The sequence below is a fragment of the uncultured Gimesia sp. genome (assembly GCF_963976445.1).
Classification (GTDB): domain Bacteria; phylum Planctomycetota; class Planctomycetia; order Planctomycetales; family Planctomycetaceae; genus Gimesia.
Window position 1 is genome coordinate 206,784 of the sequence record NZ_CAXBKP010000011.1, and the last position, 15,654, is coordinate 222,437.

Here is a 15,654-nt window from a genome sequence, read left to right on the forward strand (position 1 = left end):
GTAGTGTTTTGGCAAATCTCGCTGAAACAAGGGCTTTTTATAGTGCTGATATTCGCAGTACTTCTCGTTCTTCAACTGAATCTGTAATGCTCACGCGCGCGACACACATGAGAGGTGATCATGGCGAACCGCGGGTTGGCGTCAAGAGAAATCTTTTCAGCGGGAAGTGATCAGAGTGCACTATTGTTATGGATAACCGGATGTTCGTTTTCCCGCGCGTTCTTCCTTCGCCAGGTTTACCGGCAGCAGTTGCAGACCATCGACGACGACATAGCCGTTGGCTCCCGTATTGGAAATCGAAATGGATGCCGGCTGGCCGGACTCAAAACGAAACATGCCCAGAGAGACGGGGACCTGTTTGATCAAAGCCGGCTTTCGCTGGTTGACGGTCACGGTTTTCTCCCCGTCGGCACTGTTAATGGTGACGGGAACATTGCTGGCACGGTTTGGATGCCAGGTGTAAAGCAGACGGACTTCGTAGTCGCCGGACTGCTTGATGTTGGGAGTAAAATGGGCCGACTTCTTACCGCGGTCTTTGTTTTTGTCGTGCGAATAGCTCTTGCCGATCGGCGAGGACTGACCGTTGCTCTCGCTCCAGTCGCCGGTGAATTTCGCTTCGGAATCGTCGAGGACAATTCCGGGCAACTGGTCGGCGTTGGTAATGACACGTACGCCAGACTGCCCTTTTTTGACGGGAGAAGGCCAGTCGAGCAGTTGTCCGTCGGCCAGCAGTTGTGTGCGGAGACGCTGGTAGTTCACATTCTGAATATTACAGCCGGCATCAATGGCCTGACTGGCGGCGGTCGCGGCGGACTGGCTGAGGATCATCAGCACTGGTTCCATGCGGGTGGAGCCGAACGCGACGTGGCTGGCCGAGATGGCAAACGTGACCAGCAGGTTGTCACATTCGGACGCTTTAGGAACGATGGCGTCAAAGCCGATGGGATAAGGACCGCGGGTGCCGGTGTGACCGAGCAGTTTTCCTTCGCGGACCATCACTCCTTTATGAGCGATGCGGCGAATTTCGTGAATGTCGATACCGTAGGATGCCAGACCGACCGATTTGGGAGCGACCTCTTTGTGCCGACAGTGATGTTCGGTCATGACGAGGTCGGAAATCATGCGACGCGATTCGCGGATATAAAGTTGATGTGGCCAACCGCCGTTGTCTTTGAATTCGTCTTTGCAGAGTCCGTATTTGCTGACTTGCTCACGCACTTTTTGGGGTACGCGGTCGTCGGTCTTCAGAAAATGGTACAGGCCACGGGCGTAGTTTTCGTGTGCTTTAATGATCTTCTGACGCTCGGCGTGAGATGCTTCGCTGTAGTTTTTATTGCCGCCGGCAAAGTTCAGGCCGAAGTAGGCCGTGTTGAAATCGAATTTGCCGTTGGGGAGTGCATCGTGTTTGGTGAACCAGCGGAGGTCCATCTCGTCGCCCGCTTTTTCACAGGCGGCGATGTAACGGGCAACAATCTCATAGCGGGCCGGATCGTAATTTGCGGGTGGTGCGATGGGAATCCGGTTCTCTGGTTGGTCAGTGACACACAGACGGAAGCAGTAAGCCTGCACGCCAGGTGCGGCTTCTCCGATGGTTCCCAGTTCTCCTGCATCAATCAGTGGCAGCAGGCCGCTTTCGGGGTTCCCCGGAATGCGATACGGGTCGAGAGGAATCGCGCGGTCCCACAGGCCGCGGCGGTCTTTGCGGCGGCCGATTTTGTTGACTTTTCCGAACTCGACTTGTGGGATTTCATAGAGCTGAATGCCGTTCAAGGTTTCGTTGTATTGGGAATTGGCTTCGCGGGTCAGCGAATAAGAGACGCCGGCAGCGGCGAGCAGATCACCTTCATAGGTGGTGTCGATAAACATCTTCGCGGCGACGCGGGTTCCTTTTTCGGTGATCAGTTTAATAATCGTAGGCCCTTTTTTGAGAACTTTCTGCAGCGGTTCTCCTTTGATGACGGTCACGCCGGCCTCTTTGATCATTTCTTCAAAGACCTGTTCGGCAACGTGCGGTTCAAGTTGGGTTTCGAGGGGCTTGTTGTATTTTTTACCGATCCGTTCGTAAAACTCGCGGGCCATACCGGCGACGGTGGCGGCTTTGCCCATGTCGGAATAGCTGAGGCCGCCCGAACTCATGCCGCCCAGATGTTGACCAGGTTCGATCAGAATCGCCTGTTTCCCCAGCTGCGCCGCTTTGACGGCTGCAACGACGCCTCCCGAGGTGCCGCCGTAAATGCAGATGTCAACATTGTGGTCTGGTTCGGCTGCGTGCAGATGATGCGCCGAAAAGAGAAGACCACCGACGAGGGAGAGAATGATGAAGAGGTAACGAGGCATGGCAGGATCTCATTTAATTCGAGGCGCAAAACAGTAAGGAGGGACTCTTGCAGGATAATCAAAAAGTCAATCTTTCAAGATCCATTTCAATGGAAATCGGGCGATTGTCAAGGCGGTTGTGTCGTAGCCGTTATTTTTAAAGCCGCCATCTTCGTAAAAACAGAAAATCGAACCGTCGGGCAGCGATGCCAGATCGCTGTAACCACTGATGCCGGGTTCCAGTACCTGTTTGCTGACCCAGGATTGACAGTCATCAAAGCTGACCTGCAGCGTCAGGTTCTTGCGGTCTCGGTTTGGCTTTCGGCGTTTGGTTTTATTTTCGAGGTTATCGGGGTTAGCGAAGATGATGGCGTTTTTCGGTTGCGATTTAGTCGCGTGGACTCTGAGAATGCTGGCCATGCAGACCGGTTCGAGCAACTGTTCGTCAAAATGTTTGTTGGTCCAGTTGGTGGCACCATTGTCGCTGACGGCGATCAGGCGGCGATGCGGCTTCGATTCTGTTCGCATGTTGACGAGGACTTTGTTATTGAAGAGTTGGACGGCGACGGTTTCGCTGGGATTCACAATGGTTTCACCGGCGACTTGGTCTCCCTGCTTGACGATAATATCGCCGCGTTGCCAGGTTTTACCGTGATCGTCGCTGAAGATGGTCGCAACGCAGGAAGGACGATGTTTCTTGCCGCCGGTCGAAAGCCAGACGGGTACCAGCAGTCGCCCGTTTTGCATTTGAATGCCATGTCCGGGACCGGCTGCGATCACGTTCCAGTCGTATTCCTTGCGGAATTGTTCGAAGACGCTGGTGATTTCTACGGGTTTACTGAATGTCTGCCCGTCGTCTTTGCTGTCGATATAAAAACAGCGGCCGTAGTTTTCGCAGTAAAGCAGATGCACCTGGCCTGTCTGTTCATCCGAGAAGGCGACGACGTTGTTGACGGTTTCTTCTTTCGCGTCATGAATCATTTGCACGGGCAGCCAGGTCTTGCCGCCATCGGTGCTGCGGCGCATCAGAATATCGATGTTCGCCCAGTCGCCGGACGTGATGCGCGCTTCACAATATGCGAGCAGTGTTCCCTGTTTTGTGGCGATGATGCCGGGGATGCGGTAGTGATGGTACTTGCCGTCCCGGGCGGAAAACAGGGTGGTTTTCTGGAAGTCACCGGCCTGACTGACCTGCTGCGGGGTGATGAGTGTCGACAGGCAGAGTATGAAAAAGATCACCGAACACAGGGGGATTCGTCTCATTTTCCGTTCTTTCTAATGAGTGGTTTAATAATATTGTTGTTGCGATATTATTATCTGTGGTGTAATATTATAGAAACAGGCAGCAGAATGAAAGCAAAAAACGTATTTTTTCAACAGAACGACGTTCGTCTATGAAACCAGCTATTATTGATCTGGCCGACCGTATTCAGTCGGACATTCAAACGCGAAAATTAAAACCCGGCGATCCGTATTTCACGACGAGTGAAACCGCGCGTTCGTTTCAGGTGAGCGGTACGACGGCAAATCGGGCTTTGCAGTTATTGACACAGCGGCGGGTTCTGGTACGGAAGCAGCGTGCGGGTACGTTCATTGCCAATGCTGAATCAAAGGGATCGGATCAGGCATTGCAACGCGTGCATCTGGTCGTGCATCAGAAATTTCTAGAACGGGAAGGCTTACTGGCGGACGGGATACTGATCGGTATTCAAAGAGAGATGCCGGAAGCCGAGCTGCAGTTCAATTTTCTACCTCACCGGGATGAAGAAGCATATGTGGAAGAGATCGTCAACCGGGCATTGAAATCCAGCGAGACGGAAGGGTTCGTCTTACAACGGGCGCAGGTTGGCGTGCAACGCATTCTGGAAGAGAGCGGCTTGCCAACGGTGTTGAACGGCGTATTGCAACCTTCGATTACCGGGTTGGCGCATATTGACCGAGATCAAAGTCAGATTGGCAGTCTGTTGTTTCAACAGCTGCAACAACAGAAATGTCAGCGAGTGCTGGTCGTGTTGCGCGATCAGGTGACGTCCGGCGATCATTTATTATTAGACTCTGTGCAACGGGAGATGAGCCAGGCGGGCTTCGGCCTTGATCAGTTGACGGTGCGCTGTCTGCCCGCCGATGACCGGGCGATTCAGGTCTCTGCGTTGGACGTGCTGAAACATTCGACAGGAAAACTGGGTATACTTTGTCGCTCGGAACCAGCTGCGCGGGCGATTGCCGCTGCCGTCGAGGAACTGTCGCTTGCGAAGAGTAAACGCCCTACTCTGGTGGTGGCGGACCGTTTTGCACGGGACAATGCTCCCTGCCCATTTCCCCATATTCGGGCGTGTCTTTCACCGGTAGACTACGGTCAGGAAATCGGCAAGATGCTGCTGAGGCAGACGCGGGGAGAAGCAGGCGCAGGCCTGGTATATAACGTCAAGGTCGAACTGGCGTTTCCGTAAATCAAAGAGCGGGTGCCGAATCTCAAAAAAAAACGTTGCTGCCCCTGGGAGAGGCAACAACGATTGGTGTGAGTTTTATCTCGCACACCCCGAGACGTCCAGAATCTGCTCTTCTCCCTGAATGGAGATGATTTTGATTTCGGTGGCGTTCAGGTCGACACTATTCAGATTGACCATACGGATGGTGCTGTCATCATAGGTTCTGAAATAGTAGAGTTGATTCTTGAGATCAGAGACGGCGGTCCACATGGTGTAGTCGGCTGTGGTTTTTCCGTTTTGATCTCCCCGAGCGGCTCCTTTGGGAATGTCAAACTGATTGAGGACGTGGAATACCTGCAAGACTCCTTCGTGGGCCGTTTGAACGGGAAAGACGCTGGCCGAAAATGCAACGGCGCGAACGAACCGAGATGGTGGCGTGAAGTCTCCGGGCAACCCTAGCATGCCGCTTCCCTGGCCGAGTCCTGTGATTGTCTGTCCTTCAATTTCAATTTTGGCAATGTTGTTCGTTAACAGATTCACGTAGTTGCCGAGATTGGTCATATGCCAATCAAAGGTAGGTGAGTTGGTAAATACGCCCAGCGGATTCTGGTGGATATTCAATTTGCCATTCACGTATTCCAGCACGATTGATTTCCCACTGGCATCACTGGCGATGTAATGAAACGGTGGGACTCCCCCCATTTGTTCCATGAGCACATTTCCGACTTTGATCTGTTTGATCTGTTTCGCTACATCATCAACTGTCATACAGCTGCCCAGGAGGTAGAGCGGGACTTGGATCGGACTGATGGTTTTTGCGATCTCCTGAGTGCTGACATTCTGGTATTTGGCGTAATCGGGGAAATAAAAGATGCCTACGTGGAGTCCTTTTTCATTTATGCCATCTGCAATAATTGGCAAGTTAAACGCGTTCATGCCTACGATGCCGTATTGAGAATTCCAGCGAAGCCCTTGTTTCTGATTTGGCGCTATTCCAACGAATTCTTTGTTTCTGGGCACGATAATGATATTTGAGTGCAGGTCTTGGGCGAATTCGAGTGTCCGACCGAAAATGACTGAGCCATCTTTCGGTTTGATGGTGATTCCGGTACAAGCGGAAGTCGCCGAAGGGCATAGTGCGGTTGAAGCGATAATTCCCATCAGGAGCATCGATTTAATGAAACGTATCAAAGTAGTTCTCCAAAGTAGGTAGGCAGCGAACCTGGTTCCGTGCCGCGAACTTGATCTAAATTAAAAATAGAAGTGTCGATGTGTGAGCGTCGTTGAGGTTGAGTCATGGAGTCAGCTCTTTTTTTTTCGGCATCTCGGTAGAGAAAAATTAAGTCAGGAAATCGCGAGACGCGTTATCTCTCGAAATGAGAATTTCTGTAGCGACAATTCAGTTTAGAACGGCTGGAACGCATTCATCGAAACAGGAGTAACGTATCATTGATATGGGTATATGGGTCAGTCTGATTCATGCGACTATAGCGCGCACGACACAATTAAAACCCTCAATACTGTGTCCCGTCAGGGAGGGGTTTCAGAGGGTCGCTCTGTACAGGCCGTGTCGAATGCAGGATGATTTGTCCGAACGTTCCCGTGCGTATCCTGCTACTTACCGTTTTCCATCACGCAGCATTTCACGAGCGGCGTTGCGACCGCAGGCACCCATCACGCCACCTCCGGGATGAGCGGCGCTACCACACAGATAGAGCCCGCCAATCGGCGTGCGGTAATCGCTCCAGCCAGGAACGGGACGCATGTTGTATAACTGATGGGAGGGCATCGCGCCTTGAAAGATATTGCCACCAGTGAGACTGAAGGTGCGTTCCAGATCCAAAGGGGAAAGTATCTGACGATGTAAAACGGATGCGGGAACATTCGGTGCAAATTGAGCAATCCGAGCGATGCAGCGGTCGGCGAAGTCTTCTTTGATCTCATCCCAGTTGCCACTGGCCAATTGGTAAGGCGCGTATTGCACGAACAGGGACAGGATATGTTGTCCGGGGGGAGCCAGCGTGCCGTCGACGGCCGTGGGTATGGTCATTTCGATGATCGGTTTCTGTGACGGCTTACCATATTTGGCGTCGTCGTAAGCACGTTCGATTTCTTCGCAGGTCGCACCGATGTGAATCGTGCTTCGATGTTGTGGGCCGGGTTCGCTATTCCCGGGCAGGCAGGTAAAGTTGGGAAGCTCGCTGACGGCGACGTTGATCTTCATGCTGGCACTACTATAGTCGATCCGGCTAACGGCGTTTTGAAACGACTCCGGCAGTGTGCCTGCGGGGATCAGTTTTTCGAATGTCACATGCGCGTCGGCATTGGATGCGACAGAGTTGGTTTGAATCGTTTCGCCGGTAGAAAGTCTGACGCCCGTTGTTTTCTGGTTCGTAATCAGGATTTCTTCGACGGAGACGCCTGTTCGGATCTCAACACCGGCTTCTTTTGCAGAAGCTGCCATTGCCTGACTCAATGCGCCCATGCCCCCTTCGACATAACCCCAGACGCCACGAGCTCCACCAGCAGAGCCCATCACATGATGTAGTAGCACATACGCGGTGCCTGGCGCAGACGGAGGCTGGAAAGTGCCGATGATGGCGTCGGTTGCCAGTGTTGCTTTGAGGATGTCGGATTCAAACCAGCGATTGAGAATTGGCAGAGCCGGCCCGGTGAGGAGTTCGATGGCTTCGGGGATCGTTTCGCCCAGTTGTTTCAGAGATTGATGCAGGTGGTATGCGGTTTTGGTATCGCGGAGTTTTTTTCCCAGTCCAATATTCCGCCAACTGGCAGGCAGTGGCAGCAGATCGGGGGGCGTCTGCATTAACGCCGGTTCGAGGCATTCGGCGATTTTCTGGAGCATCGCTTCATAGCGAGGATACTGCTCGGCATCGCGCTGACTAAACTGGGAAATCTGTTCCTGGTTCTGCTTGAGGTCCGGTCCCAGGAGCAGTGATTTTCCATCTGCGCGGGGTGTGAACGAACTTGGATTGCGTGGCAGCACGCGATAGCCATGACGGGCCAGTTGCATTTCCTGTTCGATTTCCGGCAGGAGCAAGCTTACCAGATAAGAAGCGGTAGAGACTTTGAAGCCGGGCCAGAGTTCTTCTGTCACACAGGCTCCGCCCACCAGATCGCGGCGTTCCAGAACGAGGACCTTCCAACCCTGTTGCGCCAGTTGATGTGCACAAACGAGGCCGTTATGCCCTGCTCCAATAATCACACAGTCGTACATCAAACTTGTTTCCGATCGCAAAGTGAGACAGTATTCTGAGCAGGTTGTATTATGGGAAAATTCTGGCGGTGTGCCAGTGTGAGTGGAACACCATCTATGAGCTGCGTGTCAGAAAATCTGATTTAGTTGATTGAGGTTGTGTGTACAGCCACTCTGAGTCCCGTTATGATTTTCGTTTGTAGTCAATCATCAATGAAATCATTTCAGAAAAGTTAAGGGTGGAAATGGCGCGTTTTCGGTTTGCAGTTATTTTGCTGTTGGGACTGTTTTGTATTATAGGCTGTGGTCGATCTGCGTCTCCTCCCAAGGCCTCGACGCCAATGAATCCAGAAGAAGCAGCTCTCGACATAGTGACGGCCATCTATACGATTAGTGCGCGTGTCAACGAAGCGGGACCTGAGAATTGGGAAACGCTGGAAACTTATGCTTCCGGGCTGCAAGAACCCGCGCGGCAAGATGCTCTGGATGCGATTCAGAAAATCAAATCCTTAGACTACAAGGTGACTTGGGGAGTCAATATGATGGCAATAAAGGAGCAATATGGGAATGCGAGTGAATTTGTCATTCTCGAATCGCCGGACGGCCATCTGAAAGCCACCTTTGGTGGAGTCATACTCAAAAATGCCAAAGAAGAAGGTCAAGCGGAAGTGGATCAGAAAGAGGCTGTATCCGACGAGGAAAAGACAGACTCCGCTTCTTCTCCCTAATTGAAAAATATTATGTGAGATTCCTAACCAGGCGATCTGACAGTCATATCTATTGTATTAAATTATCGATCAACAAATCATAACAACGGGTGAACTCATGCGACTGATTTCTCTGATGTGCTTACTATTCTTGGCAATCCTGACTCCGGTTTCTGCTGCCGATTTGAAACTGGAAAAGATTGAGGGCGCAAAACCAAAGAATGTGGTATTCATTCTCGCCGATGACCATCGCTTCGATGTGATGGGTTTTGTCGGACATCCCTGGGTCGAAACACCGGCCATGGACGCGTTGGCGAAAGATGGCGTTTATTTCAAAAATGCGATGGTGACAACCTCGCTCTGTTCTCCCAGCCGGGCTTCGATCTTAACCGGTCAGTACATGCACAATCATGGTGTGGTCGATAACAATGTGTCTGCGAAACCGGGGACGATCTTCTTCCCGCAGTACCTACAGGCGGCTGGTTATCAGACTGGGTTCTTCGGGAAATGGCACATGGGAGGCCACTCGGATGAACCGCGGCCCGGCTTTGACAAATGGGTCTCGTTTCGTGGGCAGGGACATTACTATCCGCCGAAACATCTGAAGAAATGGTCGTTAAACGTCGACGGCAAATCGGTGCCACAAAAAGGCTACATTACAGATGAATTGACCGACTATGCGATCAACTGGTTGAACAAAAGTGTCAAACCGGAAGAGAAGCCGTTCTTTATGTATCTGTCGCACAAAGGGGTACACGGCATGTTCCATCCGGCGGAGCGACACGCAGGTCGCTATAAAGATAAAGCGATGCCGATTCCAAAAACGATGGCGAATACTTCGGAGAATTATTGGAATAAACCGATGTGGCTGAAAAACCAGCGGAACAGCTGGCACGGCGTTGATTTCGCCTATCATCAGGATACGAATATTGAAGAACATTACCGACTGTATTGTGAAGCCTTGTTGAGTGTCGATGAGTCGATTGCCCGCGTGCGGAAATGGCTTGATGAGAATGGTTATGGCGAGAATACCATGATTCTGTATATGGGAGATAACGGCTTCCAATGGGGCGAGCATGGATTGATTGACAAGCGGACCGCCTATGAAGCATCGATCCGCGTACCACTGGTCGGAGTTTGCCCGGGGCTCTGGAAGCCGGGAACCGTTGTGAATGAAGTAGTCGCGAATATTGATATCGCACCCACGATTCTGGCGGCTGCGGGATTGAAAACGCCGTCTCAGATGGATGGACAAAGCTTTCTGCAATTGGCCGCTGGGAACATGCCCGCCTCTGATTGGCGGAAGAATAGTTTGTACGAGTACTATTGGGAATTCAACTTCCCACAGACGCCGACGACGTTCGCGCTGCGTACGCCACGGTATAAGTTCATCCAATATCATGGCATCTGGGATCTCGACGAGTTGTATGATATGGAACAGGATCCACACGAAGAACATAATCTGATCTTCGAGAAAGAGCATCAGGTACGGATCAAAAAAATGCGGGCTGACCTGCATGCGATCCTGGAAAAATCCGACGCCAACCGGGTTCCCTTCAGCCACAAACGCCGTATGGGCGCGAACCTGCGTCTGAAAAATGGCGCCAATCCGGCTGGTTTCCCACCTCAGTTAATGCGGGAAAAGAATGCGCAAGAGTAAGCCTCACGACATGAGTTGAGCTATCCTCAAAAAATAAATTCCCGCTTGGTTTCTAAAAAAAAGTTTGCCAATTGAATCTCATTATTTTAAAATGATGATCAGGAGCCCTGCGGGCCTGTTGGATCGGGCTAAAATTGAACGCTTGATTAACCAGAGGGGATCACAAATGAAGGACTATCATGATCGTGAACAACGGTTGATTTTTAAAACGTGCCCAGGATGTCGCGCTGATCTGGAACAGGATGCTGAGGAATGTCTGTTTTGTGATCATCGTTTCCAGGAGGACGAAGTCGCTGAATCAGAGTTCGTCCCGCTGGATGAACCGGAAGGCAAATCGAATCGCTTTCTTGCGATGGTGGCGTTGAATGTGATGATCGGCCTGGTGGGGACCGCATTGACATCTTGGGAAAGGAAACGAGAAACACCGACGTATCGGCATCCGCCCCGAATGAGTATCAGTGTTAAAGACCGGGAACTTTTTACACGGTTTATCAAGGAGCACGGTAAATCGATGCCGGCAGAGCTCAAAGGCCCGATGGATCCGGAAGCAAGAACCAGGCGCAGGAAGTTGATCTCGGTGACCTTCTCGAATCATTCACGAAGAAAAGTACCTTTCACGAAAGGTCTGTTCGTTGAACCGGAGTCTGATCTGTCAGAGAAATTCCACTTCTCACACCGTAAACAGTGATCTGTTCCTAAACCGCACAACCCATCTTGACAGAATCCAGCTTGTCCGCGACAGTTTGGGCATTGTTTGCATGAGATTAACGCTCAAAACCCGGGCCAGAAAATGGATTTACTGCCTCTCGATCATCCGCGCTTGAAGAAAAACAACTTCGATCTTTTACGGTTGTTGTTGGCGATGACGGTTTGTCTGGTGCATGCAGCTGAACTTTCGGACTTTGCATCATTAAACTCATTGAGTGGGATCTTATCTGCAAAAGTGGCAGTGCAGGCGTTTTTTGTGGTGAGTGGTTTTCTGATCGTGATGAGTTACGAGCGGTCTTCTTCCCTCACCTCTTATGCCAGCAAACGTTTGCGGCGGATTTATCCTGCATATTTCACAGTCGTTCTATTGTGCGCGCTGGGACTGGTGTTGGTGAGTCAGCAGCCGCTTCAGGAATATTTTTCTCTGGCGTGGCTCAAGTATCTAGTCGCGAATCTCACGTTCCTGAATTTTCTGCAGCCAACATTGCCGGGGGTATTTGAATCCAACCGGTTGGCAGCCGTCAATGGGGCGCTGTGGACGCTCAAGATTGAGGTGTTGTTTTATGTGGCGGTGCCATTATTGGTGTATTGTATACGACGGTTTCGCCGACTTCCTGTGCTACTTTTTTTTTACTGTCTGTCGGTTGCGTATGCCGAGTTGATGACGTTCGCAGCGGTACAAACGGGGGTCGCCTTTTATGAACGATTGGCGCGTCAACTGCCAGGACAATTATCTTACTTTATGGCAGGGGCGATTCTGTTTTATTATCTGCCGTTTTTTGAACGCCGCATCGGATATCTTGTCTCTCTCGCCGTGGGTGTGCTGACGGTAAATTTTCTGTTTCCCTTGCCCCTGCTACAACCTTTTGCGCTGGCGACGCTGGTTCTGTTTTTCGGACTGTTTCTCTATGCGGGAAACTTTGGTAAGTATGGGGATTTTTCCTACGGCGTTTATATTCTGCACTTTCCTGTGATCCAGATTTTATTGATTTCGGGTTGGTTCAGAGAGCGTCCTTGGTACTTCCTGTTTATCGCGGTCAGTATTACATTGATCGGCGCGATCCTGATGTGGAACCTGGTGGAAAAACGATTTCTGCTGCGGAGCAGTCATTATGTGGGAGCCACTGCACAGCTAGAAACAGAGACTCCAGTCAAGCAGCCTGCCAGTCTGTAATCAAGTTTGGGTGACATCGAATGCAATTTGGAATTGTCCGTCAGATAGCAGGATGTCTTGCTAATCGTTGTCTATCTTGAGCGCGTCGAATTTCAGCTGGATTTTTTTTGCTGTTGGCAGAGAACTCTCGTAGAGATACAGGGATTTTTCCCAGTCGCCGTAAACGGGGTTCGGCAGAATGATCCAGCGTCGGCCCCAGTATTCCTGATAACGCTTCCCCTGCTCGACTCGTTCTTTGGGAGGCAGTTTTCCCTGGTAGACGAAGTCGTTGAAGTCATCGCCGAGTAGCAGCAGAATTCTGTGGCTGCAAGCCACCGCAGCACGACGGGAGGTTTTATTCCAGGTCCAGTCTGGTTTTTCCTTCTGGAAGAGTACCTGTGATTTGGTGATGGGCATATCGAGGACACGGGACAGGTTTTCGACGGTCGGCGTTTCTAATTTGACATCACGGTTAGTGATGAAATAGACCGCGATGCCTTGCGCGACCAGATGTTGCAGGAACGGTTTCACACCTGGAACGGCGGTTGATCTTTTTGATCGGACCCACTGTTCCCACAAAATTTCGTTCCAACTAGTATCGTGTTTTACCAGTTGTCCCATGAAGAGAGCATTGTTCAACACGGTTTCATCGAGATCGAGAATCACAGCGGGGGGCAGTTGCGCGTAGCCTGCCTGTTGCTCTGTTGTTGCGGTCCAACAAGGATCATGCAATGCCTGTGTGGCCTGCATCGTTGCCAGCCGATACGACTGGATGCAGGCAAAATCGTGCTCGACGGACGTTTGCATCCAGAGCGTGGCATTGAGCCCCTGATCAGTTTGGGACGGAGCAATTGTGGGGGACTCTGGTTCTTGTGCGTGTGTGGTGAGGGTTGTCCAACTCAGCAGGAACAAGAGGAAAAGAAATTTTGGCATGCAGGCACCTGGTACGACTGGAGTTTGATTGCCCGTTTACTGCCCGATGAGAGGCTTAGTGGCGGCGTTTTAACAGAGAGGAAATCGAGTGACTCTCGCGCAATTTGGCAATCCGCTTTCCATTTTCGTAGATAATATACGTTGGCAAGCCGATGACGTTTTCTTTTCTGGCCAGATCGAGGTTCCGATCATAGTCTAGAATTTCTACGATGAGCCCTTTGGCTTTCAATAGGGGTAATACTTTTTGGCGGTCCTCTTCACATCGTCGGCAGTTAGGGCCGGTAAACATTTTGATTTCATAGCGACTGGCTACCTGCTGTTCTGGTTGGGAATGTTCCCGCCAGGCGGCTGTGTAAGCTATTTCCTGGTTTTTGAAACCATAGTGTTTTTCGAAGGCCCGATCCCAGTCTGTCCGGTGCGCGGTTTCCAGAAACTTGACGAACTCCTGTCTCCCTTTACGGTCGATCAGAAATTCGGCCAGGTAGAATCCCTGTGCATACAGGACTGCGATCCCACCCATGTTATCCGGATATTCTTTCATCACCAGTAATCGTCTGATGGGAATTTGCTGCTCGGTGCCTGCGACCTGATGTGCTAATTGTCGGTGATGCTGCTTTTCGGATTCATCTTCTTCATAGGTCGCGGCGCCTTCATCGGCCCAGCGTGGGAGTGGTCGCCGAAAGTGTGAGGCGAAAACGGTGTGCAGCACTTCGTGCGGTATCACGCTGTCCATCAGGCCTTGGGGCGTGCCCTGAATTTGCATGTCCCAGCCAAAAACTTCGCCTTGTTCAAACGAGAATGTGGTTGCCCCGGCCCCTGCTTCGTTGATCACATTGACTCGTATCGGGCAAGGCGAATACCAGTTGGGAATCGCCTTGCCCAACCATTCCTTAGCGTGTTTCGCCCGATAGTGTTCGGCTGCTTCTCCGACCTCTACGGCAAAATACGAATCGCGGCAGAAGACCACAAAATTCGGAGTGCGATATTCAAAAGTGCTGGCATCCCCCTCAAACAAAAGCAATGGGAGTAACAGCAGCAGGTATCTCATGTTTCCAGTCCGTTGGTGATTGAACAATCCATCTGTGATCAGAGCCGTTATTACATGGAACAACGCCGATTTGAGACGAACCATACGTGGAAACCGCTTTGAGGTACAGACCACTCTGAGACAGGCTGGTTTTCGAGGATGTTTTCTGAATTCCGTTTAACAGGTTGCGTATGAACAGGCGGATCGTGTTTAATGCCGATAAACAAGGGGGCTCTGTAGAAACCTTTTCAGGATTATCACAGGAGCAGGCAGAGTGAGTCAGCACAAAAAAATACTGATGTCTTGGGTTACCATCAGTGCTTTTCTATGATAATGGGGATGACAGGACTTGAACCTGCACGCCTTGCGGCACTGGGTTCAATATATTTCAAAGTTACACGCTGCCTATGGCTGTTCCCCTAGATCTATTAAAGTTTGTTTTGCAACTTTGTGCCCCTGTCTGGCAGCCTTGCGGATTAGTTCTATACCTTGTTTTTGATCTCGCTGAACACCGTCTCCTCTAGCATACATGGCTCCTAACATAAATTGTGCATTGGGAATTCCCTGCTCAGCAGCTTTTCGAAACAGCTCAAGCGCTTGCTTGTGGTCTTGCTTAACACCTTCTCCTCTATAATACATTGCTGCTATATTTATTTGTTCTTTGACATCCCCTGATTCAGCAGCGTTAAGACACCGTTCAAACTCCTGTCTTTCCTCTTGTTTCACATTTTCAGACTTAGTTGAGCTGGAAACAGACTTAGGTTGTGAAGAGTCTCCTTGATCATCCTGACATCCGCTAAGAAAAATCAAACATAAAACAACAAATGAGAGCCACACAGCAACAGTGCCAATTATTCCTTGCCACATATATTGAGCCATTCTAGCAGACGGAGAATGACAACCAAATTGACTCTGTTTCACCTTGAACTTCCGTTTCTGTGTCATAGCTCATTTTCCAGAAAAAGTCTTAAGATGAAATTACGGAAAACAAATATACATACTCCTAAGGTAAGGCTCAAATTTTATTTTTGTTGGTAGAACCCGTTGATCTGGCTGTCAAATTTGATCGCTTGAGGAAGTTAATTTCTGCTACTTTTTGCACAACCAGCATAGGCTAGAACAAAAAAACGACTCACAGTGATTACTGTAAGTCGTTTTTCTGTTAATTAAATGGGGATGACAGGACTTGAACCTGCACGCCTTGCGGCACTAGATCCTAAATCTGAAAAAAACATAATGGCCTAATAATGGTTTTACCGTGATGTATTGCTTTATGCTCTGTAATAGTAGGTTTAAACTGACTTTGACCATGAATCGATAATGATCCAACAGTGATCCAATAATGATCATGGTTGTTACTTTTTTGTTACTTTTATTTAAATCAAAAATTGAATAACGCTAGGCAAATAGTCTAATGCCCAAAAAAGTAACAAAAAAGTAACAGCTCCTGCTCCCCCCCTGCTCTCCTATCCATCATTTCCACACAGCTTTGTTCCCAACTTGACCA

Annotated in this window: 12 protein-coding genes; 5 read left to right on the forward strand and 7 right to left on the reverse strand. The window is 50.3% G+C overall.

Features of this window, described 5'->3' with window-relative positions:
• Positions 1 to 186: 186 nt before the first annotated feature.
• Together AAC022_RS14470 and AAC022_RS14475 are read right to left on the reverse strand one after the other, a co-directional pair.
• Positions 187 to 2,337 (reverse strand): FAD-dependent oxidoreductase, encoded by a 2,151-nt coding sequence (locus AAC022_RS14470; protein WP_339731992.1) that lies wholly within the window; start codon positions 2,335 to 2,337, stop codon positions 187 to 189.
• 66 nt (positions 2,338 to 2,403) lie between these two features.
• A complete protein-coding gene (locus tag AAC022_RS14475; protein ID WP_339731994.1) occupies positions 2,404 to 3,579 on the reverse strand; it encodes a sialidase family protein in 1,176 nt (391 codons plus the stop codon).
• Between the two features lie 131 nt (positions 3,580 to 3,710).
• Here AAC022_RS14475 and AAC022_RS14480 point away from each other — a divergent pair, with 131 nt between their 5' ends.
• The gene (locus AAC022_RS14480) at positions 3,711 to 4,766 is read left to right on the forward strand and encodes a GntR family transcriptional regulator (protein ID WP_339731996.1); all 1,056 of its coding nucleotides are present in this window, start codon (positions 3,711 to 3,713) and stop codon (positions 4,764 to 4,766) included.
• A gap of 75 nt (positions 4,767 to 4,841) precedes the next feature.
• Here the strand turns inward: AAC022_RS14480 and AAC022_RS14485 are convergent, their stop codons facing one another.
• Both AAC022_RS14485 and AAC022_RS14490 read right to left on the reverse strand, forming a co-directional pair.
• Positions 4,842 to 5,936: a choloylglycine hydrolase family protein gene (locus AAC022_RS14485; RefSeq protein WP_339731998.1), complete on the reverse strand. Its 1,095-nt coding sequence runs from the start codon at positions 5,934 to 5,936 to the stop codon at positions 4,842 to 4,844.
• 427 nt (positions 5,937 to 6,363) lie between these two features.
• Positions 6,364 to 7,980, reverse strand: coding sequence for an NAD(P)/FAD-dependent oxidoreductase (locus AAC022_RS14490; RefSeq protein ID WP_339731999.1), 1,617 nt, complete (start codon positions 7,978 to 7,980; stop codon positions 6,364 to 6,366).
• Between the two features lie 320 nt (positions 7,981 to 8,300).
• Between AAC022_RS14490 and AAC022_RS14495 the strand changes: the two genes are divergently transcribed.
• From AAC022_RS14495 to AAC022_RS14510, 4 genes are all read left to right on the forward strand, one after another.
• On the forward strand, positions 8,301 to 8,687 hold the full coding sequence (locus AAC022_RS14495) for a hypothetical protein (RefSeq protein WP_339732001.1): 387 nt from the start codon (positions 8,301 to 8,303) through the stop codon (positions 8,685 to 8,687).
• A 97-nt stretch (positions 8,688 to 8,784) separates the two neighbouring features.
• Positions 8,785 to 10,326, forward strand: a complete 1,542-nt coding sequence (locus tag AAC022_RS14500) for a sulfatase (RefSeq protein WP_339732003.1) — start codon at positions 8,785 to 8,787, stop codon at positions 10,324 to 10,326.
• A gap of 166 nt (positions 10,327 to 10,492) precedes the next feature.
• Entirely contained in the window at positions 10,493 to 11,014 is a 522-nt protein-coding gene (locus AAC022_RS14505) for a hypothetical protein (protein ID WP_339732005.1), read from the forward strand.
• A gap of 102 nt (positions 11,015 to 11,116) precedes the next feature.
• The gene (locus tag AAC022_RS14510; protein ID WP_339732007.1) at positions 11,117 to 12,208 is read left to right on the forward strand and encodes an acyltransferase; all 1,092 of its coding nucleotides are present in this window, start codon (positions 11,117 to 11,119) and stop codon (positions 12,206 to 12,208) included.
• A 60-nt stretch (positions 12,209 to 12,268) separates the two neighbouring features.
• Here AAC022_RS14510 and AAC022_RS14515 read toward each other — a convergent pair whose 3' ends face one another.
• The 3 genes from AAC022_RS14515 to AAC022_RS14525 all read right to left on the reverse strand — a co-directional run bounded on the left by AAC022_RS14515 (position 12,269) and on the right by AAC022_RS14525 (position 15,092).
• A complete protein-coding gene (locus AAC022_RS14515; RefSeq protein ID WP_339732008.1) occupies positions 12,269 to 13,120 on the reverse strand; it encodes an HAD family acid phosphatase in 852 nt (283 codons plus the stop codon).
• A 55-nt stretch (positions 13,121 to 13,175) separates the two neighbouring features.
• Entirely contained in the window at positions 13,176 to 14,168 is a 993-nt protein-coding gene (locus tag AAC022_RS14520; protein WP_339732010.1) for a hypothetical protein, read from the reverse strand.
• 384 nt (positions 14,169 to 14,552) lie between these two features.
• On the reverse strand, positions 14,553 to 15,092 hold the full coding sequence (locus AAC022_RS14525; RefSeq protein WP_339732011.1) for a tetratricopeptide repeat protein: 540 nt from the start codon (positions 15,090 to 15,092) through the stop codon (positions 14,553 to 14,555).
• Between the last annotated feature and the right edge of the window lie 562 nt (positions 15,093 to 15,654).

What these genes read in the sequence shown, in the direction of transcription:
- AAC022_RS14470 (WP_339731992.1), bottom strand. Translation starts at nt 2,337, where the DNA reads ATGCCTCGTTACCTCTTCATCATTCTCTCCCTCGTCGGTGGTCTTCTC.
- AAC022_RS14475 (WP_339731994.1), bottom strand. Translation starts at nt 3,579, where the DNA reads ATGAGACGAATCCCCCTGTGTTCGGTGATCTTTTTCATACTCTGCCTG.
- AAC022_RS14480 (WP_339731996.1), top strand. Translation starts at nt 3,711, where the DNA reads ATGAAACCAGCTATTATTGATCTGGCCGACCGTATTCAGTCGGACATT.
- AAC022_RS14490 (WP_339731999.1), bottom strand. Translation starts at nt 7,980, where the DNA reads ATGTACGACTGTGTGATTATTGGAGCAGGGCATAACGGCCTCGTTTGT.
- AAC022_RS14495 (WP_339732001.1), top strand. Translation starts at nt 8,301, where the DNA reads ATGAATCCAGAAGAAGCAGCTCTCGACATAGTGACGGCCATCTATACG.
- AAC022_RS14500 (WP_339732003.1), top strand. Translation starts at nt 8,785, where the DNA reads ATGCGACTGATTTCTCTGATGTGCTTACTATTCTTGGCAATCCTGACT.
- AAC022_RS14505 (WP_339732005.1), top strand. Translation starts at nt 10,493, where the DNA reads ATGAAGGACTATCATGATCGTGAACAACGGTTGATTTTTAAAACGTGC.
- AAC022_RS14510 (WP_339732007.1), top strand. Translation starts at nt 11,117, where the DNA reads ATGGATTTACTGCCTCTCGATCATCCGCGCTTGAAGAAAAACAACTTC.
- AAC022_RS14515 (WP_339732008.1), bottom strand. Translation starts at nt 13,120, where the DNA reads ATGCCAAAATTTCTTTTCCTCTTGTTCCTGCTGAGTTGGACAACCCTC.
- AAC022_RS14520 (WP_339732010.1), bottom strand. Translation starts at nt 14,168, where the DNA reads ATGAGATACCTGCTGCTGTTACTCCCATTGCTTTTGTTTGAGGGGGAT.
- AAC022_RS14525 (WP_339732011.1), bottom strand. Translation starts at nt 15,092, where the DNA reads ATGACACAGAAACGGAAGTTCAAGGTGAAACAGAGTCAATTTGGTTGT.